The sequence below is a fragment of the Streptomyces sp. NPDC054047 genome, assembly GCF_055585065.1.
The window spans coordinates 128,357-152,727 of sequence record NZ_JBVJKV010000015.1 but is presented as its reverse complement, the minus strand read 5'-3'; the positions used below and the strand labels follow the sequence as shown (position 1 = coordinate 152,727).

Below are 24,371 nucleotides of genomic sequence, written 5' to 3'. Positions count from 1 at the left end.
AGCACCCCCAACCCTTCCCTCTCTGCGAGGAGTTCCGCTGTGTCCAGTCGTACCCGTACCCGCCGGGGCGCCGTGAAGGTGCCCGCCGGCGCGACCACCGTCCGTATCCCGCGCCAGCGCGGCCGCCGCTCTGCTCAGCCGTTCATCGTGGTCGTCCCCGAGCGTCCGTCGCTGTCCCGCGGAGCGCTCGGCTTCCTGGGGCGGCTGCTGTGGCAGCACCGCCGCGCGCTCGCCCCGCTCGCCCTGGCCCTCCTGGCGCTGCCCGTCACCGCCGTGCTGCACGTCCTGGCCTGGTGGTCCGGCCTGGTCCTGGCCCCGCTGGCTGCCGGCCCGCTGGTCTGGCTCGCACTGACCCAGCGCCGCCGCCCGGCGGCCGACCGCACGGTGTGGGGCTGGCGTATCGGCCTGGCGCTGCTGGCCACCGCCGCCAACGCATGGGTGGCGCTCGCCGCAGCGTTCGGGCCGCTTACCGGGCCGTTGGACCTGATCTGGCTGCTCGCCCTGATCGCCGCGCAGACCACCTGGCTCATCGTCCGCCGCTCGCACTGACCTGAGGAGATCGCCTGATGGCAGGCACCAGGAGCACCAGCCGGACCGACAACTTCCGGCGTCAGCAGGCCCAGCAGCCCTACCGGCCGAACGGCAACACCAACGGCAGCGTGGGCGACAAGGGCAACAAGTTCGCCAACGCGGGCGCCGCGGCCGGCGGGTTCATGGGCGCGATGGGCGGCAGTTTCGTTCCGCCGATCAACGTCACCGTGAACAACAACAAGAACGTCAGCCGCAACGGCAATCGATCCGGCAACCGGTCGCTGTTGCCGGCTGCGGACTTCGGCTCGCCCGCGCAGGTGCGCGCCTACTGCAACACGCTGCGGGCGGCGGCCGTGACGATGTCCATCGAGGTGTCCATGGGCGCCGAGATCCTCAAGGCCACTTTGGCGCAGGTGCCCGACCCGGAGGGCCGCGCGTTCGGCTCGCGGATCCGCGCGGCGAAGGTGGCCCGCAAGGTCAACAAAGCCGCCGACAACCTCAAGTCCGCGGCCAAGAACGCGGCCGCCGCCTACTCCGCCTTCCAGCAGGAGTTCGACGAGGAGATCAACCGGGTCCGCCACCGTGCCCGCCGCCCGCAGGCGCCGGTCATGAACTGGGCCGACCAGTAAGGAGCACGGGCCATGATGAAGCGCAGCGACGACGAACAGCACCAACTCTTGCAGCTGATGGAGACCCAGCGCGGCAACCCCGAGAGCGGCGGCGTGGGCGCCTACCTGCTGCACCGCGCCAAGCCGCACATCCCGCCGTGGCTGGGCACCGCCGGCGTCGGCCTGGCCGGCGTCCTGGGCCACATGCGCTGGGCCGAGAGCACGCCGGCCGCGGTCGGTCTGACCCTGACGTCGGTGGCGCTGTCCGGCGGCGCCTACGTGATCGGCAAGACCACCAGCAAACAGCGCCGCCTGCACAGCGCGATCACGACCGGGCTCGGCTCGGCCTGGGTGACCGCCGCCTGCCTGGCCGGGCCCACCGCGGGCCCGCTCGATGACCTCTACCTGATGGGCGGTCCGGCGGTCGCGCTGTCGTGGAACGTGCGCATGCTCATGCGCCACAATCCCGACGCCTCCGGGGAGGGCGCGGATGCGGGGCTGCTGGAGAAGGTCGGCCTGGCCCGTATGCGGTTCGGTGCGGCCAAGGTGGAGCCCAACCGCGTCACCGCCCCCTACGCGCTGCCCGCCGGGGAGGCCACCAACGAGGACATGGCCAGGGCACTGCCCAAGCTCGCGGGCGCTTTGGACGTGCCGCCCAACGCGGTCCGCTACCGCCCGGACCCCGACTCGGCCCGTCGCGGCGAACTGGTCATCGTGCCCGAGGACATGCTCAAGCAGGTCACCTGGTACCCCGGCCCCTCGACGCCCGGCGGGTCGATCGCCGACCCGCTGGTCATCGGCCTCTACGACGACGGCAGCCCGCTCCTGCTGACGCTGCCGCAGGCCATCCACCTGCTCATCATGGGCCAGACCGGCGCGGGCAAGACCGAGGGCGCCCTGGACATCCTCGCGGAGGTCCTGACCCGCTCGGATGCGGTGGTGTGGCTCTCCGATCACGTCAAGAAGGGCCAGGACCTGGCCGAGGTCTTCCCCGCGTGCGACTGGGTGGCCCTCACCCCGGAAGACACCGAGATCATGATCGAGGCGGTCAAGGCCGCCATCCCGGCCCGCACCGCCTGGCTCGGGGCCCACGGCTACCGCTCCTGGTGCCGCGAGGCCGCCGGGGTGCAGAACGAGCCGGCGCACTCCTGCCGCAAGGACAAGACCGCGTGCGGCTGCCAGGGCATGCCCTACCTGGTGTCCTGGTTCGAGGAGGCCGCCAACACCCTCGCGCAGCTGGACGACGACGTGTTCACCACGATCGCGCAGGAAGCCCGCTCGGCCGGTATCTCGCTGGTCATCTCCATGCAGCGGGCCAGCGGCTACCAGATCAGCACCGACACCCGCGCGAGCCTGCCGTCCTCACTGTGCTTCGGCGTGGACGAGAAGGACGCCATCTTCGCGCTGCCGGCCGAGGTACTCGAAGCGGGCGCCAACCCCGGCGTGTGGAAGAACCGCAGGCCCGGCTACTGCTACCTGGTCGCCGCGGGCATCGAGGAGGAGCTGTACGCCAACCCGGGCCGCACCTTCCGCAACGACCCGGTGACCTTGGAATGGGTGGCCCGCGAGTTCGCCGGCCACCGCATGCCCCTCGACACCGTCACCGCGTCCGCTGCGGCCGGCGTCGCCGGACGCGCCTACACCGACCGCCCCCGGCCCGACAGCCCGGCCGACGACCTGCCGCAGGAGGACGAGGTGGACGACGAGCAGGGGCCCGACGTGGACCCCGAGGACGAGCACATCGACCCCGAGCAGGAGCTCCCCGCCAACCAGCCCGGCGACGACACCCCGCTGTTCGGGCAGGAGCAGGGCCGCAAGCCCGGACCGGAGGAGGCCCGGCGCCTGTTCGCGCAGGCGCTCGCGCAGTTCGAGCAGGAGGGCCGCATGGTGGTGGGCCCGAAGGACTTCATGGACTGGTGCGACGCCCACCACCTCTCCCGCCCGTGGGTCTCCGAGCGCCTCAAGGAGGCCGCCATCCAGGGCCGTCTGGAGCCGACCAGCAAGACCGGCCGGTGGCGGATCATCCCCCAGCCCGAGCCGACCCTGACGGCCGCCTGACGCCTGACACTTCCTGACACCGTCACGGCGCCCTGACACCCAAACCCTCAGGCAGGCGCACGTGTCACGCCCTCTGACAGCACGCCGTGACACCCCCTGACACTCCGCCATGACACCTCACCCCCTGCGAGCCCGCACCCCATCCGGAGCGGGCCCGCAGGCATCCCGCAGGAGACTCCATGGCCCACCCCGAACGGCCCGCGGCCGTCGAAGTCCACCACCCCATACCGATCACACCCGTCGCCCTCCACGCGGCGCCGCTCGCGCCCGTGCATCCGGAACACGCGCCCGCGGTGCAGAGCGTCGTTCTGCCGGACGGCCGCGTGGTCACCGGCTACACCCTCACTCCCGCACCGTCCGCCCCGGCACCGGCCGCAGCCGAGCCCCGTGCGGCTGTCTCGCGGACCGCAGTGAACGTCGCGCTCGGAGGGATCGGGTTCGCCGCGGTCTGCGGCGGCCTGCTCCTGCTCACCGGGTTCATCGCCGCGCTCGCCGCGCTCGTCCAGCAACTGATCATCCTGGCCGCGGTCATCTTCGGCGGCTACATCGCCGTCCAGATCCTCGGCACGGGCCGACCGGGCGGAACGACGGTCAACATCCGCAAGGCCGTCATCAAGCGCAACCGCTTCTACGGCTGACCCCACCGCGAAGGAGTAGCGCCATGACCTGCCGCTACTGCACCGGACACCACCCCATCCGCATCGACGCCTACCCCGCCGGCAACCCCCGCGCCTCCCTGCGCGCTGCACACCGCGCCACCCAGGCACGAGCCAGCGCCCCCGGCCGCCCGGTCCACGTCCACTACGACGCCATCCACGACGCGTTCGCCGTCATCCGCACCAACGCCCCGGAAAGCGAGTAAGCCATGTCCGCAGGAGAGACCCCGATCACCGTGATCGGCAACCTGACCGCCGACCCCGAGGTGAAGTTCACCCCGTCCGGCGCCGCGCTGGCGAAGTTCACCATCGCCTCCACGCCGCGCATCTTCGACCGCGAGACCAACCAGTGGAAGGACGGCACGTCCACGTTCTTCCGCTGCGCCGCCTGGCGCTCCCTGGCCGAACACGTCGCCGAATCGCTGACCAAGGGCTCCCGCGTGGTGGCGTCCGGCCGGATCCGCCAGCACAACTGGCAGACCCCGGAGGGCGAGAACCGCTCGATGCTCGCCCTGGAGGTCGACGAGATCGGCGCCTCGCTGCGCTTCACCACCGTCGCCATCAACGGCCGACAGCCCGCCGCGGACGCGTCCGACAACGCGTGGTCCACCGATCAGCCTTCGGGCGACTCGAAGTTCAGCGACAAGCCCCCGTTCTAGCTGCGCCAAGGGCGGCCCCCGCATCTCGCCAAAGAACCGGGGCCGCCCTTGTCCACCAGCATCCACAACAGAACTGGAGACCTACAGCATGACTCAACCGACCGACATCCGGCGAGCCCCCGGCTCGCCGCCCCGCATCATCGGCCTGTGCGCCGGTTACGGCGGCCTGGAAGCCGCCGTCCGCGCCCGCATCGGCGGCCAGGTCGTCGCGTGCGCGGAGAACGACCCCTACGCCGCCGCCGTCTACGCCGCCCGGCATCCGGGTGTCCCCAACCTCGGCGACATCACCCGCGCCGACTGGCAGCAGGTCCGCGACCTGTACCGGCCCAACGTGGTCGGCGCCGGTTTCCCCTGCCGCAACACCTCCAATGCCGGACGAAGGGATGGGATCAATGGCCAGTGGTCGAAGGTCTGGAAAAACGTCGCTGAGGCTGTGGGCGTCCTTGGACCGCGCCTCGTCTTCCTGGAAAACGTGGCGGCGCTCCGCTCGCGGGGGCTGGACGTCGTCGCCGCGGACCTGGCCGCGCTCGGGTATGACGCGCGCTGGACATGTCTACGAGCTGGTGACCCCGAAATCGGCGCCCCGCACGAACGCGACCGCTGGTTCGCCATCGCCCATCCCGCTGATGCCGACCCCGACCACGGCGGATGGCACCGGCGGCCCCGGCACCTCCCCCAAACGCCGGGGCGGGATGAACCTGCGCACCGCCGTGACCAAACTGCCGCCCCCACCCACCGGCTGAAGCTCCTGCCCACGCCCAAGGCGTCGGACGGACCGCACGGCGGCCCCAACCAGCGCGACACCAAGGGCAACTACTACCTGCCCGGCCAAGCCGTCCGCCTGGACGAACGCTGGGTGTCCACCGACGGCACCGACTACGGACCGGCCATCCGCCGCTGGGAGCACGCCACCGGCCGGGCGGCTCCCTGCCCGACCGAGCCCGGCATGCGCGGCAACCGCCGCCTGGCCCCCGACTTCGCCGAATGGCTCATGGGCCTGCCCGCCGGCTGGGTCACTGCCGTGCCCGACATCCCCCGCAAGGAACAGCTCCGCATCATCGGCAACGGCGTCGTACCCCAACAGGCCCACCACGCCTACCGCCTGCTCCAAGGCGCCCACGCGCCCACGCGGCAGGAATGGAGGACCGCCGCATGACCGCACACCTGCTGACCGCCGCCCTGACGGCCGCCGCCCGCGGCTGGCCCGTCCATCCCCTGCGTCCCGGCGGCAAGGGCTCCGCACTCCACGGCGAACGCTCGTGCACCGGCCGCAGCCCCTGCACGAACAGCCACGTGAAGTGGGAACAGCGGGCCACAACCGACGTCGAGCGCATCCGCCGCACATGGCAGACCGGTGCGTTCAACGTCGGCATCGCCCCCGGCCCCGCCCGCCTCCTGGTCGTCGACCTGGACATCCCCAAGGGACAAGACAGTGCGGACGCGCCTTGCGGCGCGACGAACTTCCAAGCGCTCTGCGAGCGCGCCGGCGCCCCCTGGCCCGCCACCTACACGGTGCGGACCCCCAGCGGCGGCCTCCACCTGTACTTCCACACCCCCTATCGGCTGCCGAGCACGGCGGGAACCCTCGCCGAACGCATCGACACCCGCGCCTGGGGCGGCAACATCGTCGCCGCCGGAAGCCACACCCCCCACGGCGCCTACACGGTCGACGTCGACGGCCCGGCTGCGGACTTGCCCGACTGGCTCCACGCTCTCCTGCGGGCCCGGTCCGCCGCGCCCGGTGCGGGGCGGTTGGCGCCGCTGCTCGTGCCCGGCACGGCCAGCCGCCGCGCGAGCGTGGCCCTGGAACGGGAGGCCGCGGGAGTGGCGGGGACGGGTGAAGGGGGCCGCAATCAGCGGCTGTTGGCGGGCGCCCGCGCGCTGGGGCGTTTCGTCGCGTGGGGCGAGATCCCCCGGCAGGTGGTGGAGGAAGCTTTTCAGGCGGCCGGGGAGGCGGCCGGCCTGTCCGCCTCCGAGTGCACGACCACCATCAGCAGCGCCCTGAACTGGTCGATCCGCACCGCCCGCCCACGGGAGACGGCATGACCACCCCGCCCCGCCCGCGCCTGAAAAGCCTACCCGACACGTCGTCCCGGCTCGACTCCGCGAACAGCGCGGCAGGCCCGGTTCGGGAGGGCGGCCGAGAGAAGGTCGCCCGTCAGGGCGTCCTTTCAGCCCTTCCCGCCGGACAGCACCCAAGCGCCCCGCCTGCCGGGGATGGGCGCTATCCCGTGGCCTGGCTCCACATCCGCGCACCCCGCGGCGCCACCCCCACCGCCACCTCCACGTGCCTGTGCGGCCGGGACCGCAGCGCCGTAGGCCGCCGCAAGGTGCTCGCCCTGATCGACGACCACACCGCCCACCGCGATCACTGCCCGCTCCGCACTCCCCGGGAAAGGAGGAACGCCGCATGACCAGCCCCACCCCGCCCACGCCGTCCATTGACGGCGCAGCCCTGCTCGATGAGGTCGAAGCGTTCCACCGCCGCTTCAACATCTTCCCCACCGAACACGCCTACGTCGCAGTGACGTTGTGGGACGCGCACGCGCACCTGATGGACGCGCTCGACGGCACCGCCCGCCTGGCCTTCCTCAGCCCCGAACCGGGCTCGGGGAAGTCACGCGCCCTGGAGATCGTCGAAACACTCACCCCGCGCGCGGCAACCACCGTCAACGCGTCCGCCAACGCCCTGTTCCGGCTGGTCGCGGCCGACGGGGGAACGCCCACGATCCTTTTCGACGAGATCGACACCGTGTTCGGCCAGAAGGCCGGCGGCAACGAGGAGGTCCGCGGGTTCCTCAACTCCGGCTACCGGCGCGGCGCGAAGTCCCTGCGCTGCGTGGGGGACGGCTCTAACCAGACCACCGAATGGTTCTCCTCGTTCTGCGCGGTGGCCATGGCCGGTCTCGGCTCCCTGCCGGACACGATCCTCACCCGCTCCGTCATCATCCGCATGCGCAAGAAGGCCCCCAACGAGCAGTGCGAGCCCTACCGGCGCCGCACCCACGAGAAACAGGGCCACGCCCTGCGCGACAAGCTCGCCGACTGGACCGCCACCCTCCACGAGCAGGTCTCCGAGGCTTGGCCGGAGATGCCCGAGGGCGTCTCGGACCGGCCCGCGGACGTGTGGGAGCCGCTCCTCGCGGTGGCCGACGCGGCCGGCGGGCACTGGCCCGAGAGGGCCCGCGCCGCCTGCGTCGCACTCATCAAGGCCGCCACGCAGGGCGATGAAGCCTCCCTCGGGGTGCGGCTGCTCACCGACCTGCGCGACCACGTGTTCTGCGGCGCCGACCGGATGCCCACCGCCGCCATCCTCGAAGTGCTCCTCGGACTTGACGACGCCCCCTGGTCCGACATGAGCGACGACGGACAGTCCACCAAACCGCTCACCGCGCGCGCCTTGTCCAAGCTCCTGAGCCAGTACGTCCGCCCCGACAACACCCCGATCCGCCCCCGCGGCATCCGCGTCGGGAGCGGCACCCCCAAGGGCTACTACGCGGAAGACCTCAGCGACGCGTGGGCCCGCTACTGCCCCCCTCCCCCCGGAGAATCCGCAACAGCCGAAACATCCGCAACATCGCAGGTCAACGGGGGCGAATCCGTGGCGGAAGGCCTCTTCGACAGCCGCCACAGGTCCGCGGAAACCGACACACGCCCCCTGCGCAGCGTCGGCTGACACCCGCGCCCAACCGGTGCCGCCGCGCCCGCGCGTGGCGGCACCTATCCGCAACACAACCGGCATCCGCCACAGATTCAAGCCGCTGACCAGCAATGTTGCGGCGTGGCGGATGTTGCGGATTCCCAGAAGGCCAGAGACGAGGAGTTGCAACGATGGCTCGCCCCAAGATGCTCAAGCTCCCCGAAGTCCTCGAAGAGATCGACATGAGCCGCGCCGCCTTCTACCGCATGCGCGCCCGCGGCCAAGCGCCGAAGCTCCGCAAGCTCCCCAACGGCCAACTCCGCGTCAGCCGCGCCGACCTCGACGCCTGGTGGGAGCGCTGCGAGCAGGCCGCCGCCTGAGTCCCCGACCCACGCCAACCCGAAGGGCCCGCCACACGGCGGGCCCTTCCGCCTGAGAGGCCATGTATGGGCACGACGTACGACGTTCGGATCTGGGCTGTCCGGCAGCGCAAGGACCGCAAGCAGGCTTCCGCCGAGCTGCGTTGGAAGACAGGCGAGACCCCGCACTCTCAGACCTTCCAGACCAAGACCCTCGCCGACGGACGCCGAGCCGAGCTGCTGCGCGCCGTGCACGCCGGCGAGCCGTTCGACGAGGAGACGGGCGTAACCGTCAAGGAACTGCGCGACCGGAACGACGTCACTTGGTACCAGCACGCTCTCGACTACATCGCCATGAAGTGGCCGCACTCCCCCGGTTCCACTCGCCGCACCCTCGCCGAAGCGATGGCCACCGTGACGCCCGCTCTTGTGAAGGACACCAAGGGCATGGCCGATCCGCAGGCCGTTCGGACCGCCCTGTACGGGTGGGCGTTCAACATGAAGCGCCGTGACGAGGAACCCCCCGCCGATGTGGCGCAGGTCCTCGCGTGGTTCGAGCGGAAGTCCCTGCCGACTTCGGCTCTCTCGGACCGGATGAACGTCCGAGCAGCCCTGAATGCCCTCACCAAGCGGCTCGATGGCACCACGGCCGCCGCAAGCACCATCCGCAGAAAGCGCGCCATCTTCCACAATGCGCTCGGCTACGCGGTCGATGCTGAGCGCCTGCCGAACAATCCGCTGCCGCAGGTGCAATGGAAAGCCCCGGAGCAGGTCGCGGACGAGGTCGACCCCGCGTGCGTTCCGGGTCCTCGGCAAGCTGCGGCGCTACTCAGAGCCGTCCGGGTTCAGAGCTCCCGCGGCCGTCACCTGGTGGCGTTCTTCGGCTGCATGTACTTCGCGGCGGCCCGCCCGGCCGAAGTCATCGGCCTGCGCAAGGAGGACTGCCACCTGCCGCGCCGCGGGTGGGGAGTCCTGCGGCTCCGTGAGACGCGCCCGCGCTCCGGAGCGGCCTGGACCGACACGTCCGCCCCACACGACCGGCGAGGGCTCAAGCATCGGCCGCGTAAGGCCGTCCGGGTGGTTCCTATCCCTCCGGATCTGGTGGCACTCCTCCGATGGCACGTCACCGCGTACGGCGCGGCGCCGGACGGAAGGCTCTTCCGGACCTCTCGGGGCGGCCTCATCCAGGACACCGGATACGGAGAGGTGTGGGCGGAAGCGCGACGACGCGCGCTCACATCCGTGCAATTCGCGTCTCCTCTGGCCAAGCGTCCGTATGACCTACGTCACGCCGCTGTGTCCACTTGGCTCAGTTCGGGGGTGGAGCCTCAGGTCGTCGCGCAGCGCGCCGGCCACAGCGTCGCGGTGCTGTTCCGGGTCTACGCCAAGTGCTTGGACAACGCCGCTTCCACGGCGAACGCCCGGATCGAGGAGGCACTGAAGCAGTGACGTCCCCCGTGGGGCTGCCCCACGGCTGCCCCATACGCGCTGGTCAGGCTTGGGATATCGCCGATACGAGGTGAGACAAGCCTCGCATTTCGGTCTCTCGCCGAACGGTGCCGTTCGAATAAAAAGAAACCCCCTCCGCGCTGCGTTTCCGCAGTTCGGAGGGGGTTTTCCCCAGTGTGGCGGCGCCAGGATTCGAACCTGGGAAGGCTGAGCCGGCAGATTTACAGTCTGCTCCCTTTGGCCGCTCGGGCACACCGCCTGGGTCGCTGCCTGGAATCGTTCGCTTAGCGCGGCGCTCCGTGGCAACGACGTAAACGATACCTGATGCACAGGGGTGCTTCGCCACCCGATTGATCAGTACCCGGCGCGGGGGCGGTGGCTAGGCTTTGCGGATGCGGCCAGGGACCGAAGGCCGTGCACCAGCTGAGTACGCAGACCCCGATACAAGGAGCCACAGGACATGGCCGACTCCAGTTTCGACATCGTCTCGAAGGTCGAGCGGCAGGAGGTCGACAACGCCCTCAACCAGGCCGCCAAGGAGATCTCGCAGCGCTACGACTTCAAGGGCACGGGTGCATCGATCGCCTGGTCCGGCGAGAAGATCCTGATGGAGGCGAACGGCGAGGAGCGGGTCAAGGCGATCCTCGACATCTTCCAGTCCAAGCTGATCAAGCGCGGCATCTCCCTGAAGTCGCTGGACGCGGGCGAGCCGCAGTTGTCCGGCAAGGAGTACAAGATCTTCGCCTCGATCGAAGAGGGCATCTCCCAGGAGAACGCGAAGAAGGTTGCCAAGATCATCCGCGATGAGGGCCCCAAGGGCGTCAAGGCGCAGGTCCAGGGCGACGAGCTGCGGGTCAGCTCGAAGAGCCGCGACGACCTGCAGGCCGTACAGGCGCTGATCAAGGGGCAGGACTTCGATTTCGACGTGCAGTTCGCGAACTACCGGTAGTCCGGTTCGCGGCGTACGAAGCGGAGGGCGGGCACCCGGTTCGGGTGCCCGCCCTTGCTGCTGGCCGCAGATCGGGGGATGGCGCCTCAGCGGGCGCGCATGGCCTCAGCGGCGCGAGTGGCCGAAGAGGATGCGGTAGGCGACCAGCAGGACGAGTGAGCCGCCGATGGCGGCGGCCCAGGTCGCGCCGTCGTAGATGTCGGTGGCTATCGGGCGGTCGAAGTAGCGGGCGGAGAGCCAGCCGCCGATGAAGGCGCCTGCGATGCCGATGACGGTCGTGCCGATGAAACCGCCCGGGTCGCGGCCGGGCAGCAGGACCTTGGCCACGACACCGGCGAGCAGCCCAAGAACGATCCAGCTGATGATGCCCATGCGGTGAACCTGCCCCTCTGTCGTGCTGTTGTCCTGAAGGACGTCACCAAGGAGGGGCGCGGTTGCGGTGATCGGCCAGGTGCGGCGTATGCCACAGCCTCGGCCCGGGCTCCGGGGCGTGTGTTCGGGGGCGTGCGGTCGGGCGCGTGTGCTCGCGTCAGCGCTGTGCGAACGGCTGGTCCGTGCGCACGATTTCGCGGCCGAGCGGCATCAACGACACCGGGATCAGCTTGAAGTTGGCGATGCCCAGCGGGATGCCGATGATCGTGACGCACAGGAGGAAGCCCGTGACGATGTGGCCGAGCGCGAGCCACCAGCCCGCGAGGATCAGCCACAGGACGTTCACGATGCAGGACGGCGCGCCCGCGTCGCGGCGCTCAACTGTCGTGTAGCCGAAGGGCCACAGGGCATAGCGGCCGATCCGGAAGCTGGCGAACCCGAACGGGATGCCGATGATCGTGATGCACAGGATCACCCCGGCCAGGAGATAGCCGAGGAACATCCAGAAGCCGCACAGGACGAGCCATATGACGTTCAGGATTGTCTTCACTGGTGGCGACCTGCCATCTGCTCGAGCCGGGCAATGCGCTCCGCCATCGGCGGATGCGTGGAAAACATCTTGGACATGCCCTGCCCCGGACGGAAAGGGTTCGCAATCATCATGTGACTCGCCGTCTCGATGCGTGGCTCGGGCGGCAGCGGAAGCTGCTTGGTGCCCGCGTCGAGCTTACGCAGGGCGCTGGCGAGGGCCAGGGGGTCCCCCGTCAGCTGTGCGCCGGACGCGTCGGCCTCGTACTCCCTGGAGCGGCTGATCGCGAGTTGGATCACGGAGGCGGCCAGCGGGCCCAGGAGCATGATCAGGAGCATGCCGAAGATGCCGGGGCCTTCGTTGTCGTTCGATCTGCCGATCGGGATCAGCCAGGCGAAGTTGACCAGGAACATGATCACCGAGGCGAGTGCGCCGGCGACCGACGAGATCAGGATGTCGCGGTTGTAGACGTGACTGAGCTCGTGGCCGATGACGCCGCGCAGCTCGCGCTCGTCCAGGAGCCGCAGGATGCCGTCGGTGCAGCACACCGCCGCGTTGCGCGGATTGCGGCCCGTCGCGAACGCGTTCGGCGCCTCGGTGGGCGAGATGTAGAGACGGGGCATGGGCTGGCGGGCCTGGGTGGAGAGCTCGCGGACCATGCGGTACAGCTCGGGGGCCTCGAATTCGCTCACCGGGCGCGCGCGCATGGCGCGCAGGGCGAGCTTGTCGCTGTTCCAGTACGCGTACGCATTGGTGCCGAGCGCCACGAAGAGCGCGACGATCAGGCCCGTACGTCCGAAGAAACTGCCGATGACGAGGATGAGAGCGGACAGTCCCCCGAGGAGTACGGCGGTCTTCAGCCCGTTGTGCCGGCGGTGCACGGTACGCCCTCCTGTGGTGCGTGGGGGAACCCTCTGTCTGCTGGTGCTTCCACTCTTCAGTGGACCCTCCCGTACTGGTCAACGCCAGGCGGGGAGCACTAGTTCCCTTGTGCGCGCAGGAGCGGCGCCGGTGCGATGTGGGCCGCTCGGGTGATGCCCGAGCGGCCCTGCGGGGACGAGGCCCGTCAGAACAGGGCGGTGTCGGAGAACCTCAGGACGAGTTGCGGCGCTCCGGAGAGCGCGATGCCGAGGACCGCGGTCAGGGCGATGGCCGCCGTGAGGGGGGCCGGGACGCGGTGCTTGACCGGCTCGCCCTCGGGGGCGCGGAACAGCAGCGCGGTCCACTGGAGGTAGTAGAAGAGGGCGATCACGACGTTCACGGCCATCACCACGGCGAGCCAGCCCAGGCCCGCGTCGACCGCCGCCGAGAAGACGGTGACCTTCGCGAAGAGGCCGATGATGCCCGGCGGCAGGCCCGCGAGGCAGAGCAGGAAGAAGCCGAGCACCAGGGCCGCGAGGGGGCTCCTGGCGTACAGGCCGCGGTAGTCGCTGACGCGGTTCAGGCGCTGGGTGCGGCCGACGAGGGCGGCGACGGCGAAGGCTCCGAGGTTCACGGCCGCGTACATCAGGGCGTACGCGACGGTGGAGCCGATGGCCTTCTCCGCCTCCGCGGCGTTGTCGGCGTATCCGGCCGCCGCGATCGGCACCAGGAGGTATCCCGCCTGGCCGACCGAGGACCAGGCGAGCAGGCGTACCGCGCTGTACGCGCGCGTGGCCTGCTGGCGCAGTGCCGCCACGTTGCCCGCGGTCATGGTGAGGGCGGCGAGCACGGCAAGGGCCGGGCCCCACACGTCCGCGTACGAGGGGAAGGCGACGACGGTGACGAGGATCAGGCCGGTGAAGCCGACCGCCTTGCCGACGACGGAGAGGTACGCGGCGACCGGCAGCGGCGCACCCACGTAGGTGTCGGGCACCCAGAAGTGGAAGGGCACGGCGGCCACCTTGAAGGCGAAGCCGACGAGAGTGAGGGCGACGCCGGTCTGGGCGAGCGTGTCCAGCTGCCCGTCGACGTGCCGGAGCTCGGCGGCGATCTCCGTGAGGTGCAGGGTGCCGGTCGCGGCGTACACGAAGCTGACGCCCATCAGCGTCACGGCGGTGGCGGTGACGGAGGAGAGGAAGAACTTCAGGGCCGCTTCGGAGGACCGCTTGTCGCCGTGGCGCAGGCCGACGAGCGCGAAGGCGGGCAGTGAGGCGACTTCGAGGGCGACGATCAGGGTCGCCAGGTCGCGCGAGGCGGGCAGCAGCGCGGCGCCCGCGGCGGAGGAGAGCAGCAGGAACCAGAACTCCCCTTCGGGGAGTTCCTTCTCCGTGCCGTTCGCGTCCTTGAGCGCGGTCATCGAGAGCAGCGCGGCCAGCAGGGCGCCGCCGATGACGAGCAGTTGGATGACGAGCGTGAAGCGGTCGGCGGTGTAGCTGCAGGACTCCGCGCCGCCGGTCAGGCAGAACGTCGACCGGTCGTCGTCTCGGATCGGCAGCAGGGAGAGCCCGGCGGCGGCGAGCCCGGCCACGGAGATCCAGCCGAGCAGCGCCTTCTTGTTGTCGCCCACGAAGAGGTCGGCGACGAGCACGAGGAGACCGACGACCGCCGCGATGGTGGGCGGAGCGATCGCGAGCCAGTCGACGGACTGGACGACGCCGGCGGCGCTTTCGGCGGCCACGGTCACGACTTGCCTCCTGAGAGGAGCTGCTGCACGGCCGGGTCGGTGAGGCCGAGCAGAGCGGCGGGCCAGAGTCCGGCGAGGACGGTGAGGGCGACGAGCGGGGTCCAGGCGGCGAACTCGTAGCCCTGGACGTCGGCGAGCGCCGAGGTTTCGGTCGCGGCGGCGCCCTGGGGCCCCTGAGCCACCGGCCCCATGCAGACGCGGCGTACGACGATGAGCATGTACGCGGCGGTGAGCAGGGTGCCGAAGGCGGCGATCGCCATGAAGGTGAGGAAGGCGGGGCGGCTGAGGTCGTCGGCGGGCTTGAACGCGCCGAACAGGGCGAGCATTTCGCCCCAGAACCCGGCCAGGCCCGGCAGGCCGAGCGAGGCGACGGCGCCGAAGGCGAGGAGGCCGCCGAGGCGGGGGGCCTTGCCGTAGAGCGCGGCGCCCGATTCCTGGGCGAGGGTGTCGAGGTCGCTGGTGCCGGTGCGGTCCTTGAGCGCGCCGACGAGGAAGAACAGCAGGCCGGCGATGAGGCCGTGCGCGATGTTGGCGAACAGCGCGCCGTTCACGCCGGTCGGGCTCATCGTCGAGATGCCGAGCAGCACGAAGCCCATGTGGCCCACGGACGAGTACGCGATGAGGCGCTTGAGGTCGCCCTTCGCGCCCGGCTTGGCGAGGGCGAGGCAGGCGAGCGAACCGTAGATGATCCCGACGACCGCGAAGGCCGCGAGGTACGGCGCGAAGGTCCGCATCCCGTCCGGCGTGATCGGCAGCAGGATCCGGACGAATCCGTACGTGCCCATCTTCAGCAGCACGCCGGCCAGCAGGACCGAACCGACGGTGGGCGCGGCGGTGTGGGCGTCCGGCAGCCAGCTGTGCAGCGGCCACATCGGCGTCTTGACCGCGAGCCCGATCCCGATCGCCAGAACGGCGATGACCTGCACGGATGTGGTCAGGCCCCGGCCGTTGTCAGTGGCGAGTGCCACCATGTCGAATGTGCCGGACTTGAGGCCGATGAGGAGGAGACCGAGCAGCATCACGACGGAGCCGAGCAGCGTGTAGAGGATGAACTTCCAGGCGGCCTGCGTGCGTTGGGCACCGCCCCAGCGTGCGATGAGGAAGTACATCGGGATGAGGACCATCTCGAACGCCAGGAAGAACAGCAGCAGATCGAGGACGGCGAAGGTCGCGAGGGTGCCGGACTCGAGCACGAGGATCAGCGCGACGAATGCCTTGGGAGACGGGCCCGACGGCATTTTGAAGTAGGAGTACAGCGCGCAGAGGAAGGTCAGCAGCGCGGTCAGGACCAGGAGGGGGAGCGAGATGCCGTCGATGCCGAGGTGGATGCGCACGTCGAGTGCGGGAATCCAGCTGATATCGGTCGTGGCCTGCATCTTTGACGGGTGGTCATGGTCGAAGCCGAGCGCCAGGGCGATCGCGGCGATGAGGATGACGCCGGTGACGATCACGCCGTGGCGCAGTACCGCCTGGTCGGGCGACTTCCCCTTCAGTCCGGGCGGGGCCGGGAGCAGGGCGGCCACGGCGCCGATGAGCGGGCCGACCACGATCAACGCCAGAAGAAGCTGCATCACGGATTCACTGATATCGATCACGGCTGCTCACGCTCCGGCGGTGGCGACGAGGACGGCGGCGACAGCCAGGACGACGGTGCCTGCGAGCAGCGCGCTCAGGTAGGTCTGCACATTGCCGGTCTGCGCGCGGCGGACGGCCGCGCCGAGCCAGCGGGGTGCGGTGCCCGCGCCGCGTACGTACGTCTCGACGACCTCGCGGTCCAGGAACCGGACGAGGCTCGCGGCGGCCTGGACGGGGCGCACGAACAGGGCGGCGTAGACGGCGTCGAGGTGGAAGCCGACGGCGGCGTGCCGGTGCAGCGGGCCGAGCAGGAGGCGGCCGGGGTCGGCCGGGTCGTGGGCGGCGGCCACGTCTCCGTAGGCGGGTTCGTGCGAGGCGATGGCCTCGGCTTCGACCAGGCCTCCGTCGGCTCCCGAGTCGACGGCGACCGCGCCCATGGGGTGGCGGACGGCGAGCGCCGTGGTGTGGCGCCATGCCCCGTACGTGACGAGCCCGCCGACCAGGGCGAGTCCCGTGCCCAGGACGGAGGTGGTGAGGGTCGGGGTGAGCGAGTGGCCGTCGAACCAGTCCGGCAGGGCGCCGACGGTGAGGCCGAAGGCGAGTGACGGGACGGCGAGCACCCACAGCACGGCGGTCATCGTGACGGGCTGGCGGCCGTGGTCGGGGGCATCGGGGCCCCGGCCGTTGAAGGCGAGCAGCCACAGACGCGTCGCGTAGGCGGCGGTGAGGAGGGCGGTCAGGAGACCGGCGACCAGGACGATCCAGCCCGCCGCGGTGGGGGCGGTCTCGGAGTGTCCGGTGGCGGCGTGCTCGGCGGCGCCCAGGACGGCTTCCTTGGAGAAGAAGCCGCTGAACGGCGGGATCGCGGCGAGCGCGAGGAGCGCCACGGTCATCGTCCAGAAGGCGTCGGGGACCCGGTCGCGCAGGCCCTTCATGCGGGACATCGCGGCGAGGGAGTTGGTGCCGGCGGCGTGGATGATCACGCCCGCGCCGAGGAAGAGCAGCGCCTTGAAGGCGCCGTGCGAGAGGAGGTGGAAGACGGCGGCGCCGCGGTCACCGACGGCGAGTGCGCCGGTCAGATAGCCGAGCTGGCCGATCGTCGAGTAGGCGAGGACGCGCTTGATGTCGTCCTGGGCGAGCGCCGCGAGGGCCGATCCGGCCATCGTGACGGCGGCCATGACGGCGAGGACGACCAGGGCTGCCGCCGATGCGGCGAAGACGGGGAGGAGCCGGGCCACGAAGTAGACACCGGCGGCGACCATCGTCGCGGCGTGGATGAGCGCGGAGACGGGCGTGGGGCCCGCCATCGCGTCGGGCAGCCAGGTGTGCAGCGGGAACTGCGCGGACTTGCCCGCTACACCGGCCAGGAGCAGCAGGGCGATCAGCGTCGGGTGGTCCAGGCCGCCGTCCGCGACCTTCGCGAGGATCGTCGTGATGCGGAACGACCCGGCGTCGACGGCGAGCGCGAACAGGCCGATCAGGAAGGGGACGTCGCCGAGCTTGGTGACCAGGAAGGCCTTGAGGGAGGCGGCGCGGGCTTCGGGCGTCTCCCAGTAGTGACCGACGAGGAAGTACGAGCAGATGCCCATGATCTCCCAGCCGACCAGGAGCACCATCAGGTCGCCGGAGTAGACGACGAGCAGCATCGCGGAGGTGAAGAGGGAGACGAGAGCGGCGTACGAGGGGTAGCGCGGGTCGTCGCGCAGGTAGCCCGTCGAGTAGATCTGCACACAGGAGGCGACGACGCCGACCAGGACGGCGACCAGGGCGGCGAAGCCGTCGATGTGCAGGGCGAGCTCGATGGGGACCGAGCCGGTCGGGGTGAGCTCGGTGGCGGAGTCGATGTCGGTGCCGCCGCCGTGGCGGGCCGCGACCAGGACGGCGATGACCAGCGCCGCCAGGGTGGGCAGCACGGCGAGGGGGCGTACGAGACCCGGGGCGGTGCGGCCGAGCAGCAGGCCGGCGACCGCGCCGAGGAACGGCAGGAGGGGGACGAGTACGGCGAGGGTGGTCGTGGTCACGCGGTGGCCTCAGCCTTCTGTGCCGGGGCGGGCTCTTCGCCGGCTGTGTCCTCGGCGGCCTCGGCGGCCTCGGTGTCGTCGTCGGGGCCCTCGGCGGTGTCGCGGAGTTCGTCGACGGCGGAGGAGCCGCGGTTGCGGTAGACCGCCAGGACGATCGCGAGGCCGATGCCGATCTCCGCCGCGGCGATGGCGATGGTGAAGAGGGTCAGGGCCTGGCCGGAGTGGAGGGCGTCGCGGAGCCAGACGTCGAAGGCGACCAGGTTGAGGTTGACGGCGTTGAGCATCAGCTCGACGGACATCAGGACCAGGATCGCGTTGCGGCGGGCGAGCACTCCGTACAGGCCTACGCAGAAGAGGAGGACGGCCAGGACGGCGGGATAGGCGAGGTGCATCAGCGCTGCTCCTTGTCGCTGGGGGCGTCGCTGCGGGCACCGGTCGTTCGGGTGTCGCCGGGGGCGTCGTTCAGGCGGGTCATGCGGGCGTTCCTGCGGGAGAGGACGATCGCGCCGACCAGGGCGGCGAGGAGCAGGACCGAGAGGGCCTCGAAGGGCAGCACCCAGTGCTTGAAGAGGAACTCGCCGGTCACGGCGGTGGAGCCCTGGGCCTCGTCGGCGGCGCGGTCGAGGTCGATCCATTCGGTGCGGAACGCGTCGACGACCACCCAGACCAGGGAGGCCGCGGCGAGGACGGCCACCGCGAGCGCCACCGGGCGGTTGCCCGAATCGGCGTCCGGGGAGCGGCCGATGGGAGCGCGGGTGAGCATCAGACCGAAGAGGAGGAGTACGACGACGGAGCCGACATAGATCAGGACCTGCACCCAGGCGATGAACTCGGCGGTGAGCAGGAGGTACTCGACGGCCAGGCCGCCGAGCGTCGCCACCAGCCACAGGGCGGCGTGCACCAGCTGCTTGGTGGTGACGGTGACGATCGCCGAGCCGAGGGTGACGAGGCCGACCAGCAGGAAGGCGATCTCCACGCCGGTCGGGGAGAGGAAGCCCTGGGGGGCGTCGGCTGCCAGAGGGGCGTTGGCCGCCAGAGGGGCGTGGGCTGCGAGGAGGTTCACGCGGATCCCTCCGGTCCGGCGGCTTCGGCTTCCTGGGCTTTGGCTTCCTGGGCCGCGGCCAGCTTCTCCGCCGCCTTGCGGGCGGTGGCGATCTCCTTGGGGTCCTCGGCCGCGGGGTCCAGGGCCGGCGGGGCGGGAACCGTCCACATCCAGTCGCGGAGCTTGTCGCGCTCGTGGGTGAGTTCGTGGATGTCGGTCTCGGCGTACTCGAACTCCGGGGACCAGAACAGCGCGTCGAAGGGGCAGACCTCGATGCAGATGCCGCAGTACATGCAGAGGGAGAAGTCGATGGCGAAGCGGTCGAGGACGTTGCGGCTGCGCTCGCGGCCGCCCTCGACGGCCGCCGGGACCGTCTCCTTGTGGGAGTCGATGTAGATGCACCAGTCCGGGCACTCCCGGGCGCAGAGCATGCAGACCGTGCAGTTCTCCTCGAAGAGCCCGATGACGCCCCGGGTGCGGGGCGGGAGATCGGGCTGGTGCTCCGGGTACTGCTCGGTGACGGTCTTCTTCGTCATCGTGCGGAGGGTGACGGCGAGGCCCTTGGCCAGGCCGGACCCGGGGATCGGAGGCATCAGTTGATCGCCACCTTCACGATTCCGGTGAGCGCGATCTGCGCGAGGGCGAGCGGGACGAGGAGGGTCCAGGAGAGCTTCTGGAGCTGGTCCTCGCGGAGACGGGGGTAGCTGACGCGCAGCCAGATCACGAGGAAGGCGAGCACACCCGTCTTCAGGAGGGTCCAGACCCAGCCGAGGCCGTCGGCTCCCCAGGGGCCGTGCCAGCCGCCGAGGAAAAGGACGGTGGTGAGGCCGCAGAGGACGACGATTCCGGCGTACTCGGCGAGGAGGAAGAGGGCGAAGCGCAGGCCCGTGTACTCGGTGTACGCGCCGAAGATGATCTCCGAGTCGGCGACCGGCATGTCGAAGGGCGGGCGCTGGAGTTCGGCGAGGCCCGCGACGAAGAAGACGAGGGCGCCGACGATCTGCCAGGGCAGCCACCACCACTCGAAGGCGTTGAGGATGCCGGGCAGCGAGACCGTGCCGGCCGCCATCGCCACCGATGCCGCGGCTAGCAGCATCGGGAGTTCGTACGCCAGGAGCTGGGCGGCGGTGCGCAGGCCGCCCAGGAGGGAGAACTTGTTGGCGCTGGCCCAGCCCGCCATGAGCGAGCCGAGTACGCCCACGCCCATGACCGCGAGGACGAAGAAGATGCCCGCGTCGACGAGTTGGCCGACGGCGCCTTCGCTGGGGCCGATGGGGATGGCGACCAGGACGAGGAGATAGGGCAGCAGGGCGACGGCGGGGGCGAGCTGGAAGATGCGGCGGTCGGCATCGGCCGGCACGACGTCTTCCTTCTGCGCGAACTTGACTCCGTCGGCGACGAGCTGGGCCCAGCCGTGGAAGCCGCCCGCGTGCATGGGGCCGAGGCGGCCCTGCATGTGGGCCATCACCTTGTGCTCGGTCTGGCCGACGACCAGGGGCAGGACGAGGAAGACGGCGAAGACGATGAGGAGACGCAGGGCGACGTCGAGCGCGTCGGTCACTCCGTGCCTCCTGGGCGGTCGTTGTCTTCGGGGCTGTCGGCCGGGGGGTCGACAGGGGGGTCGGCGGGGGTGTCGGCGGGCTGCTCGGGGGCGTCCGGAGCGGGCTTCTCGGTTTCCTCGAACGCCGGGCGGGCCTGGTGCCAGGGCGCATCGGAACCGGCCGCGGGCCTCGCACGCTTCGGCTCGGGCGGGGCGGCTACGGGTGCCGGAGCGGCCTCGGGCTTCGCCTCGGGTGCCGGAGCGGTCTCGGGTACCGGAGCAGCCTCAGGTACCGGAGCGACCTCAGGTGCCAGAGCAGCCTCAGGCTTCGCCTCAGGTACCGGAGCGACCTCAGGTACCGGAGCGGCCTCAGGTGCCGTAGCGGCCTCAGGCTTCGCCTCGGGTGCCAGAGCGCCCCCGGGCTTCGCCTCCGGCCGCGTCTCCCCTGCCGCCGCGGGCCCTGCCGCCGCAGGCTCTGCCGTCACCTGCTGCGAGGCCGAGCCCTGGCTCACACTGCGGGAGCGGCGCGGAGCCGGTGCCTCCGGCTGGGTGCCCTCGGTCGTTGGGCCGGCAGGCCTCTGGCCGGCCGAGCCCTCGCCCGCCGTGCGGGTCCGGCGGGCCGGGCGGTCGCCTGCCGCGCGGGCGGCGCCGCGGGCCGGGCGGGCCGGGGCCGCGGGGAGCTGGCCCTTCAGGGGGCCCCATTCGTTCGGGTCGGGCACGCCGGGAGGCAGCATCTGGCGGCGCTTGGGGCCGCCGTGCTCCGACTCCCCCGGCTCCTTCGCGCCGGGCCACGCCTTCGCGACCCGGGCCGCCAGGACGAAGTCCTTGCGCAGCGGGTGCCCCTCGAAGGTCTCCGGGAGCAGCAGCGGCACCAGGTTCGGGTGGCCTTCGAAGGCGACGCCGAACATCTCGTGCGTCTCGCGCTCGTGCCACGCCGCGCCCGCGTAGACGTCGATCGCGGTCGGCAGGACCGGGGCGTCGTGCGGAACGGTCGTACGGATGAGGAGGCGACGTACCGGAGAGAGGGCGACGACGTGGGCCGAGACGAGAAAGCCCGTGCCCGGTTCGTCGACGGCGCTCAGCCAGTCGAAGTAGGTGCAGGCCAGGGTCGTGCGCGCGGTTTCGAGCGCCGCGATCCACGAGCCGGGCGGGACGTCGACCGTCAGGAGGTCGTACGACTCGTCCGCCGTCACCTCCGCGCCGAAGAGCTCATCGACGGGGCTCGGCAGCCAGCCGGTCATGCCTTCCCCTCCCCCGCCGCGGCCCCGGACGCCGGCGCCGGCGGCTTCACGAGTCCGCTCTGGAGAGCCGCCGTCGAGGGACGGCTGCCGCTGGCGTTGCCGTACCGCTCGGCCAGCGACTCCCGCGCGATCTTCTCCTGGAGCTTGAGGATGCCCTGGAGCAGCGCTTCGGGACGGGGCGGGCAGCCGGGTACGTACACATCGACCGGAATGATCTGGTCGACGCCCTTGGTCACCGCGTACGAATCCCAGTACGGGCCGCCGCAGTTGGAGCAGGCGCCGAAGGAGATGACGTACTTGGGCTCGGGCATCTGCTCGTACAGGCGCTTCACGGCCGGGGCCATCTTGTCCGTGACCGTGCCGGAGACGACCATCAGGTCGGCCTGGCGCGGCCCCGGCGCGAACGGGATCACGCCGAGCCGGATGAAGTCGTGCCGGGCCATGGAGGCCGCGATGAACTCGATGGCGCAACAGGCGAGGCCGAAGTTGAAGACCCACAGCGAGTACCGGCGGCCCCAGTTGAGGACCACCTTCATCGGCTCGGGCGCGAGACGGGACAGCACGCCGAGCTTCTGGGGCTCGGCACGCAGCACCGGCGCCGGCAGGTCCACCGAGGCGGCAGCGGAGGAGGCGGAAGCGGGGGTCACGTCCATGTGAGGACGCCCTTCTTGTATGCGTACAGCAGGCCCACGGTCAGGAAGCCGAGGAAGACGAACATCTCCACCAGCGTCGTCGCACCGTAGCCGGGCGCGGCGAAGACCGTCGCCCATGGAAAGAGGAAGATCGAGTCGACGGCGAAGATGACATAGAGGAACGCGTAGACGTAGTAGCGGACCTGGGTGTGCGCCCAGCCGTCGCCGACCGGGTCGACGCCGCACTCGTACGTCAGGAGCTTCTCGGGTGTCGGCACGACGGGCCGCAGCAGCCGCCCCGCGCCGAAGGCGACGGCGACGAACAGCACGCCGACGACGGCGAGCAGTCCGACGACGGAGTACGACTGGTAGTAGCTCGCCGCGACGTTCGTCACGTGCACGTCAGCCCCTCACTCCCTGACCGCCTCTGACACTCAGCACTGTTCGACGATCTGTACGCACGGGAGTCTAGGGCCTGCTAAAGACGAGGTAAGCAGAGCGTCACGCATCGGCAAGGACTGATCGCCCGTGCCGGACCACTGGCGGTGGGGTTATCCCCCGGGTCTCCGGGCGGCCCTCCTCATGGCATCACGGCGGCGAGCCGTGCACCCTAGCGCGTATGACCGCACGCGCCATGTCCTCATCCACGTCCCCGCTGCCGCCCGCGCGCTTCGCGGGATACGACCGGCAGACCTGGAAGGAGATCGCGCACCTTCTCGTCAACCTCCCGCTGGGAGTGGCCGGTTTCGTCTACGTGGTCGCGACGCTCGCGACCGGCGGCGCCCTCGCCGTGACGGTCGTCGGCCTGCCGCTGCTCGCGGGCGCGCTGCTCGGCGCGCGGCTGCTCGGCAGGGCGGAGCGGGCCCGCGCGCGCAAGCTGCTCGGGCTGCGGATCGACGAACCGAGCCCGATGCCGAAGCAGCGCGGCCACGGCTTCTTCAGCTGGCTGTGGTCGAGCCTGAAGGATCCGGTCGGCTGGCGCACGATGCTGTACTCGTTCATGCGGCTGCCCTGGGGCGTGCTGACGTTCGCCGTCACCCTGGTCGGGCTCTTCGTGCTCTGGCCCGTGCTCCCCTACCTCGTGCGCGGCCTGACCAACGCCGACCGCGCGATGGTGCGCGGCCTGCTCTCGCCCTCCGACGAACTGGAGCGGCGCATCGTCGAGTTGGAGTCGGACCGCGGAGTCGTGGTCGACACGGCGGCGGCCGACCTGCGCCGCATCGAGCGCGACCTGCACGACGGGGCACAGGCCCGCCTGGTGGCGCTCGCCATGGGGCTCGGTCTGGCCAAGGAGAAGCTCCTGGAGGGCCAGGCCGACGACACGGTGGCGGCGATGGTCGACGAGGCGCACGGCGAGGTGAAGCTCGCCCTCCAGGAGCTGCGCGATCTCGCCCGCGGCATCCACCCGGCGGTCCTGACCGACCGCGGCCTGGACGCGGCGCTCTCCTCGCTCGCCGCCCGGTGCACGGTCCCGGTGAAGGTGACGGCGGATCTTCCGCACCGCCCGGCCGCCGCGATCGAGGGCATCGCGTACTTCACCGTCTCCGAGCTGCTGCAGAACGTCAGCAAGCACAGCGGGGCGCGCTCGGCGTCCGTGGACGTGTGGCGTGCCGATCAGCGGCTGCTCATCCAGGTGGGGGACGACGGCCGGGGCGGCGCGAGCCTGGACGGGGGCACGGGCATGGCGGGGCTCGCGGACCGGCTGGGCGCGGTCGACGGCCTGTTCGTGATCGAGTCTCCGCAGGGCGGTCCCACGACGATCACGGCGGAGCTGCCGTGGCGGGACCGCGACCGCGCCGCCCAGGCATGACGGGCTGGGCGACGCGCGGCGTGACACACGGGCCGGCACGCGGGCCGACACGCGGGCCGACACGCAGGCCGACACGCGAGGTAGGGAAAACCCCC

The 24,371-nt window shown here is 71.0% G+C and carries 26 protein-coding genes and 1 tRNA gene; 13 read left to right on the top strand and 14 right to left on the bottom strand.

Going from position 1 to position 24,371, the window contains the following annotated elements; all coding sequences use genetic code 11:
- Window positions 1-39: 39 nt before the first annotated feature.
- The 11 genes from ACZ6ZP_RS38940 to ACZ6ZP_RS38890 all read left to right on the top strand — a co-directional run bounded on the left by ACZ6ZP_RS38940 (window position 40) and on the right by ACZ6ZP_RS38890 (window position 9,960).
- Complete coding sequence (locus tag ACZ6ZP_RS38940; RefSeq protein WP_469410307.1) at window positions 40-549, top strand: hypothetical protein; 510 nt, start codon at window positions 40-42, stop codon at window positions 547-549.
- Between the two features lie 17 nt (window positions 550-566).
- Window positions 567-1,160, top strand: coding sequence for a plasmid transfer protein TraA (gene traA / locus ACZ6ZP_RS38935; RefSeq protein WP_469410306.1), 594 nt, complete (start codon window positions 567-569; stop codon window positions 1,158-1,160).
- A gap of 12 nt (window positions 1,161-1,172) precedes the next feature.
- Window positions 1,173-3,197 (top strand): plasmid transfer protein TraB, encoded by a 2,025-nt coding sequence (traB, locus tag ACZ6ZP_RS38930; protein WP_469410305.1) that lies wholly within the window; start codon window positions 1,173-1,175, stop codon window positions 3,195-3,197.
- 179 nt (window positions 3,198-3,376) lie between these two features.
- Window positions 3,377-3,835 (top strand): hypothetical protein, encoded by a 459-nt coding sequence (locus ACZ6ZP_RS38925; protein WP_469410304.1) that lies wholly within the window; start codon window positions 3,377-3,379, stop codon window positions 3,833-3,835.
- A 23-nt stretch (window positions 3,836-3,858) separates the two neighbouring features.
- Window positions 3,859-4,059 (top strand): hypothetical protein, encoded by a 201-nt coding sequence (locus ACZ6ZP_RS38920; RefSeq protein ID WP_469410303.1) that lies wholly within the window; start codon window positions 3,859-3,861, stop codon window positions 4,057-4,059.
- 3 nt (window positions 4,060-4,062) lie between these two features.
- Window positions 4,063-4,512 carry a single-stranded DNA-binding protein gene (gene ssb / locus ACZ6ZP_RS38915; protein ID WP_469410302.1) on the top strand — a complete coding sequence of 150 codons (450 nt, stop codon included), beginning with the start codon at window positions 4,063-4,065 and terminating at the stop codon, window positions 4,510-4,512.
- 88 nt (window positions 4,513-4,600) lie between these two features.
- On the top strand, window positions 4,601-5,668 hold the full coding sequence (locus ACZ6ZP_RS38910; protein ID WP_469410301.1) for a DNA cytosine methyltransferase: 1,068 nt from the start codon (window positions 4,601-4,603) through the stop codon (window positions 5,666-5,668).
- Window positions 5,665-6,558: a bifunctional DNA primase/polymerase gene (locus tag ACZ6ZP_RS38905; protein WP_469410300.1), complete on the top strand. Its 894-nt coding sequence runs from the start codon at window positions 5,665-5,667 to the stop codon at window positions 6,556-6,558. Before ACZ6ZP_RS38910 ends, ACZ6ZP_RS38905 begins: the two co-directional genes overlap by 4 nt.
- 364 nt (window positions 6,559-6,922) lie before the next feature.
- Complete coding sequence (locus ACZ6ZP_RS38900) at window positions 6,923-8,188, top strand: DUF3631 domain-containing protein (RefSeq protein WP_469410299.1); 1,266 nt, start codon at window positions 6,923-6,925, stop codon at window positions 8,186-8,188.
- 155 nt (window positions 8,189-8,343) lie between these two features.
- Window positions 8,344-8,532, top strand: coding sequence for a helix-turn-helix transcriptional regulator (locus ACZ6ZP_RS38895; RefSeq protein ID WP_469410298.1), 189 nt, complete (start codon window positions 8,344-8,346; stop codon window positions 8,530-8,532).
- Between the two features lie 66 nt (window positions 8,533-8,598).
- Window positions 8,599-9,960 (top strand): tyrosine-type recombinase/integrase, encoded by a 1,362-nt coding sequence (locus ACZ6ZP_RS38890; protein WP_469410297.1) that lies wholly within the window; start codon window positions 8,599-8,601, stop codon window positions 9,958-9,960.
- Between the two features lie 177 nt (window positions 9,961-10,137).
- Here ACZ6ZP_RS38890 and ACZ6ZP_RS38885 read toward each other — a convergent pair.
- Window positions 10,138-10,219 (bottom strand) — tRNA-Tyr (locus tag ACZ6ZP_RS38885).
- 201 nt (window positions 10,220-10,420) lie between these two features.
- Between ACZ6ZP_RS38885 and ACZ6ZP_RS38880 the strand changes: the two genes are divergently transcribed.
- Window positions 10,421-10,909: a YajQ family cyclic di-GMP-binding protein gene (locus ACZ6ZP_RS38880; RefSeq protein WP_351170350.1), complete on the top strand. Its 489-nt coding sequence runs from the start codon at window positions 10,421-10,423 to the stop codon at window positions 10,907-10,909.
- A gap of 105 nt (window positions 10,910-11,014) precedes the next feature.
- Here ACZ6ZP_RS38880 and ACZ6ZP_RS38875 read toward each other — a convergent pair whose 3' ends face one another.
- The 13 genes from ACZ6ZP_RS38875 to ACZ6ZP_RS38815 all read right to left on the bottom strand — a co-directional run bounded on the left by ACZ6ZP_RS38875 (window position 11,015) and on the right by ACZ6ZP_RS38815 (window position 22,867).
- Window positions 11,015-11,281: a GlsB/YeaQ/YmgE family stress response membrane protein gene (locus ACZ6ZP_RS38875; RefSeq protein ID WP_190084388.1), complete on the bottom strand. Its 267-nt coding sequence runs from the start codon at window positions 11,279-11,281 to the stop codon at window positions 11,015-11,017.
- Window positions 11,282-11,438: 157 nt separating this feature from the next.
- Complete coding sequence (locus ACZ6ZP_RS38870) at window positions 11,439-11,831, bottom strand: YccF domain-containing protein (protein ID WP_351170347.1); 393 nt, start codon at window positions 11,829-11,831, stop codon at window positions 11,439-11,441.
- Entirely contained in the window at window positions 11,828-12,691 is an 864-nt protein-coding gene (gene htpX / locus ACZ6ZP_RS38865) for a zinc metalloprotease HtpX (RefSeq protein WP_351170344.1), read from the bottom strand. Before htpX ends, ACZ6ZP_RS38870 begins: the two co-directional genes overlap by 4 nt.
- Window positions 12,692-12,876: 185 nt before the next feature.
- Window positions 12,877-14,415 carry an NADH-quinone oxidoreductase subunit N gene (locus ACZ6ZP_RS38860; RefSeq protein ID WP_399980278.1) on the bottom strand — a complete coding sequence of 513 codons (1,539 nt, stop codon included), beginning with the start codon at window positions 14,413-14,415 and terminating at the stop codon, window positions 12,877-12,879.
- Entirely contained in the window at window positions 14,412-16,010 is a 1,599-nt protein-coding gene (locus ACZ6ZP_RS38855; RefSeq protein ID WP_469410296.1) for an NADH-quinone oxidoreductase subunit M, read from the bottom strand. Before ACZ6ZP_RS38855 ends, ACZ6ZP_RS38860 begins: the two co-directional genes overlap by 4 nt.
- A gap of 6 nt (window positions 16,011-16,016) precedes the next feature.
- Window positions 16,017-18,011: an NADH-quinone oxidoreductase subunit 5 family protein gene (locus ACZ6ZP_RS38850; protein ID WP_469410295.1), complete on the bottom strand. Its 1,995-nt coding sequence runs from the start codon at window positions 18,009-18,011 to the stop codon at window positions 16,017-16,019.
- The gene (nuoK, locus tag ACZ6ZP_RS38845) at window positions 18,008-18,403 is read right to left on the bottom strand and encodes an NADH-quinone oxidoreductase subunit NuoK (RefSeq protein ID WP_351170332.1); all 396 of its coding nucleotides are present in this window, start codon (window positions 18,401-18,403) and stop codon (window positions 18,008-18,010) included. Before nuoK ends, ACZ6ZP_RS38850 begins: the two co-directional genes overlap by 4 nt.
- A complete protein-coding gene (locus ACZ6ZP_RS38840) occupies window positions 18,403-19,074 on the bottom strand; it encodes an NADH-quinone oxidoreductase subunit J family protein (protein ID WP_383820266.1) in 672 nt (223 codons plus the stop codon). Before ACZ6ZP_RS38840 ends, nuoK begins: the two co-directional genes overlap by 1 nt.
- On the bottom strand, window positions 19,071-19,646 hold the full coding sequence (locus ACZ6ZP_RS38835) for a NuoI/complex I 23 kDa subunit family protein (RefSeq protein WP_469410294.1): 576 nt from the start codon (window positions 19,644-19,646) through the stop codon (window positions 19,071-19,073). The genes ACZ6ZP_RS38840 and ACZ6ZP_RS38835 overlap by 4 nt, the downstream gene beginning before the upstream one ends.
- A complete protein-coding gene (locus ACZ6ZP_RS38830; RefSeq protein ID WP_351170323.1) occupies window positions 19,646-20,614 on the bottom strand; it encodes a complex I subunit 1/NuoH family protein in 969 nt (322 codons plus the stop codon). The genes ACZ6ZP_RS38835 and ACZ6ZP_RS38830 overlap by 1 nt, the downstream gene beginning before the upstream one ends.
- Entirely contained in the window at window positions 20,611-21,834 is a 1,224-nt protein-coding gene (locus ACZ6ZP_RS38825; protein WP_469410293.1) for an NADH-quinone oxidoreductase subunit C, read from the bottom strand. Before ACZ6ZP_RS38825 ends, ACZ6ZP_RS38830 begins: the two co-directional genes overlap by 4 nt.
- Entirely contained in the window at window positions 21,831-22,487 is a 657-nt protein-coding gene (locus ACZ6ZP_RS38820; RefSeq protein WP_351170317.1) for an NADH-quinone oxidoreductase subunit B, read from the bottom strand. The genes ACZ6ZP_RS38825 and ACZ6ZP_RS38820 overlap by 4 nt, the downstream gene beginning before the upstream one ends.
- On the bottom strand, window positions 22,478-22,867 hold the full coding sequence (locus tag ACZ6ZP_RS38815) for an NADH-quinone oxidoreductase subunit A (protein WP_351170314.1): 390 nt from the start codon (window positions 22,865-22,867) through the stop codon (window positions 22,478-22,480). Before ACZ6ZP_RS38815 ends, ACZ6ZP_RS38820 begins: the two co-directional genes overlap by 10 nt.
- Window positions 22,868-23,085: 218 nt before the next feature.
- Between ACZ6ZP_RS38815 and ACZ6ZP_RS38810 the strand changes: the two genes are divergently transcribed.
- Window positions 23,086-24,276, top strand: coding sequence for a sensor histidine kinase (locus ACZ6ZP_RS38810; RefSeq protein ID WP_361468998.1), 1,191 nt, complete (start codon window positions 23,086-23,088; stop codon window positions 24,274-24,276).
- Window positions 24,277-24,371: the final 95 nt, after the last annotated feature.

Bases quoted from the DNA above. Each gene is read 5' to 3' on its own strand.
- traA (WP_469410306.1), top strand. From the start codon at position 567: ATGGCAGGCACCAGGAGCACCAGCCGGACCGACAACTTCCGGCGTCAG.
- traB (WP_469410305.1), top strand. From the start codon at position 1,173: ATGATGAAGCGCAGCGACGACGAACAGCACCAACTCTTGCAGCTGATG.
- ACZ6ZP_RS38925 (WP_469410304.1), top strand. From the start codon at position 3,377: ATGGCCCACCCCGAACGGCCCGCGGCCGTCGAAGTCCACCACCCCATA.
- ACZ6ZP_RS38920 (WP_469410303.1), top strand. From the start codon at position 3,859: ATGACCTGCCGCTACTGCACCGGACACCACCCCATCCGCATCGACGCC.
- ssb (WP_469410302.1), top strand. From the start codon at position 4,063: ATGTCCGCAGGAGAGACCCCGATCACCGTGATCGGCAACCTGACCGCC.
- ACZ6ZP_RS38910 (WP_469410301.1), top strand. From the start codon at position 4,601: ATGACTCAACCGACCGACATCCGGCGAGCCCCCGGCTCGCCGCCCCGC.
- ACZ6ZP_RS38905 (WP_469410300.1), top strand. From the start codon at position 5,665: ATGACCGCACACCTGCTGACCGCCGCCCTGACGGCCGCCGCCCGCGGC.
- ACZ6ZP_RS38900 (WP_469410299.1), top strand. From the start codon at position 6,923: ATGACCAGCCCCACCCCGCCCACGCCGTCCATTGACGGCGCAGCCCTG.
- ACZ6ZP_RS38895 (WP_469410298.1), top strand. From the start codon at position 8,344: ATGGCTCGCCCCAAGATGCTCAAGCTCCCCGAAGTCCTCGAAGAGATC.
- ACZ6ZP_RS38890 (WP_469410297.1), top strand. From the start codon at position 8,599: ATGGGCACGACGTACGACGTTCGGATCTGGGCTGTCCGGCAGCGCAAG.
- ACZ6ZP_RS38880 (WP_351170350.1), top strand. From the start codon at position 10,421: ATGGCCGACTCCAGTTTCGACATCGTCTCGAAGGTCGAGCGGCAGGAG.
- ACZ6ZP_RS38875 (WP_190084388.1), bottom strand. From the start codon at position 11,281: ATGGGCATCATCAGCTGGATCGTTCTTGGGCTGCTCGCCGGTGTCGTG.
- nuoK (WP_351170332.1), bottom strand. From the start codon at position 18,403: ATGCACCTCGCCTATCCCGCCGTCCTGGCCGTCCTCCTCTTCTGCGTA.
- ACZ6ZP_RS38835 (WP_469410294.1), bottom strand. From the start codon at position 19,646: ATGCCTCCGATCCCCGGGTCCGGCCTGGCCAAGGGCCTCGCCGTCACC.
- ACZ6ZP_RS38825 (WP_469410293.1), bottom strand. From the start codon at position 21,834: ATGACCGGCTGGCTGCCGAGCCCCGTCGATGAGCTCTTCGGCGCGGAG.
- ACZ6ZP_RS38820 (WP_351170317.1), bottom strand. From the start codon at position 22,487: ATGGACGTGACCCCCGCTTCCGCCTCCTCCGCTGCCGCCTCGGTGGAC.
- ACZ6ZP_RS38810 (WP_361468998.1), top strand. From the start codon at position 23,086: ATGACCGCACGCGCCATGTCCTCATCCACGTCCCCGCTGCCGCCCGCG.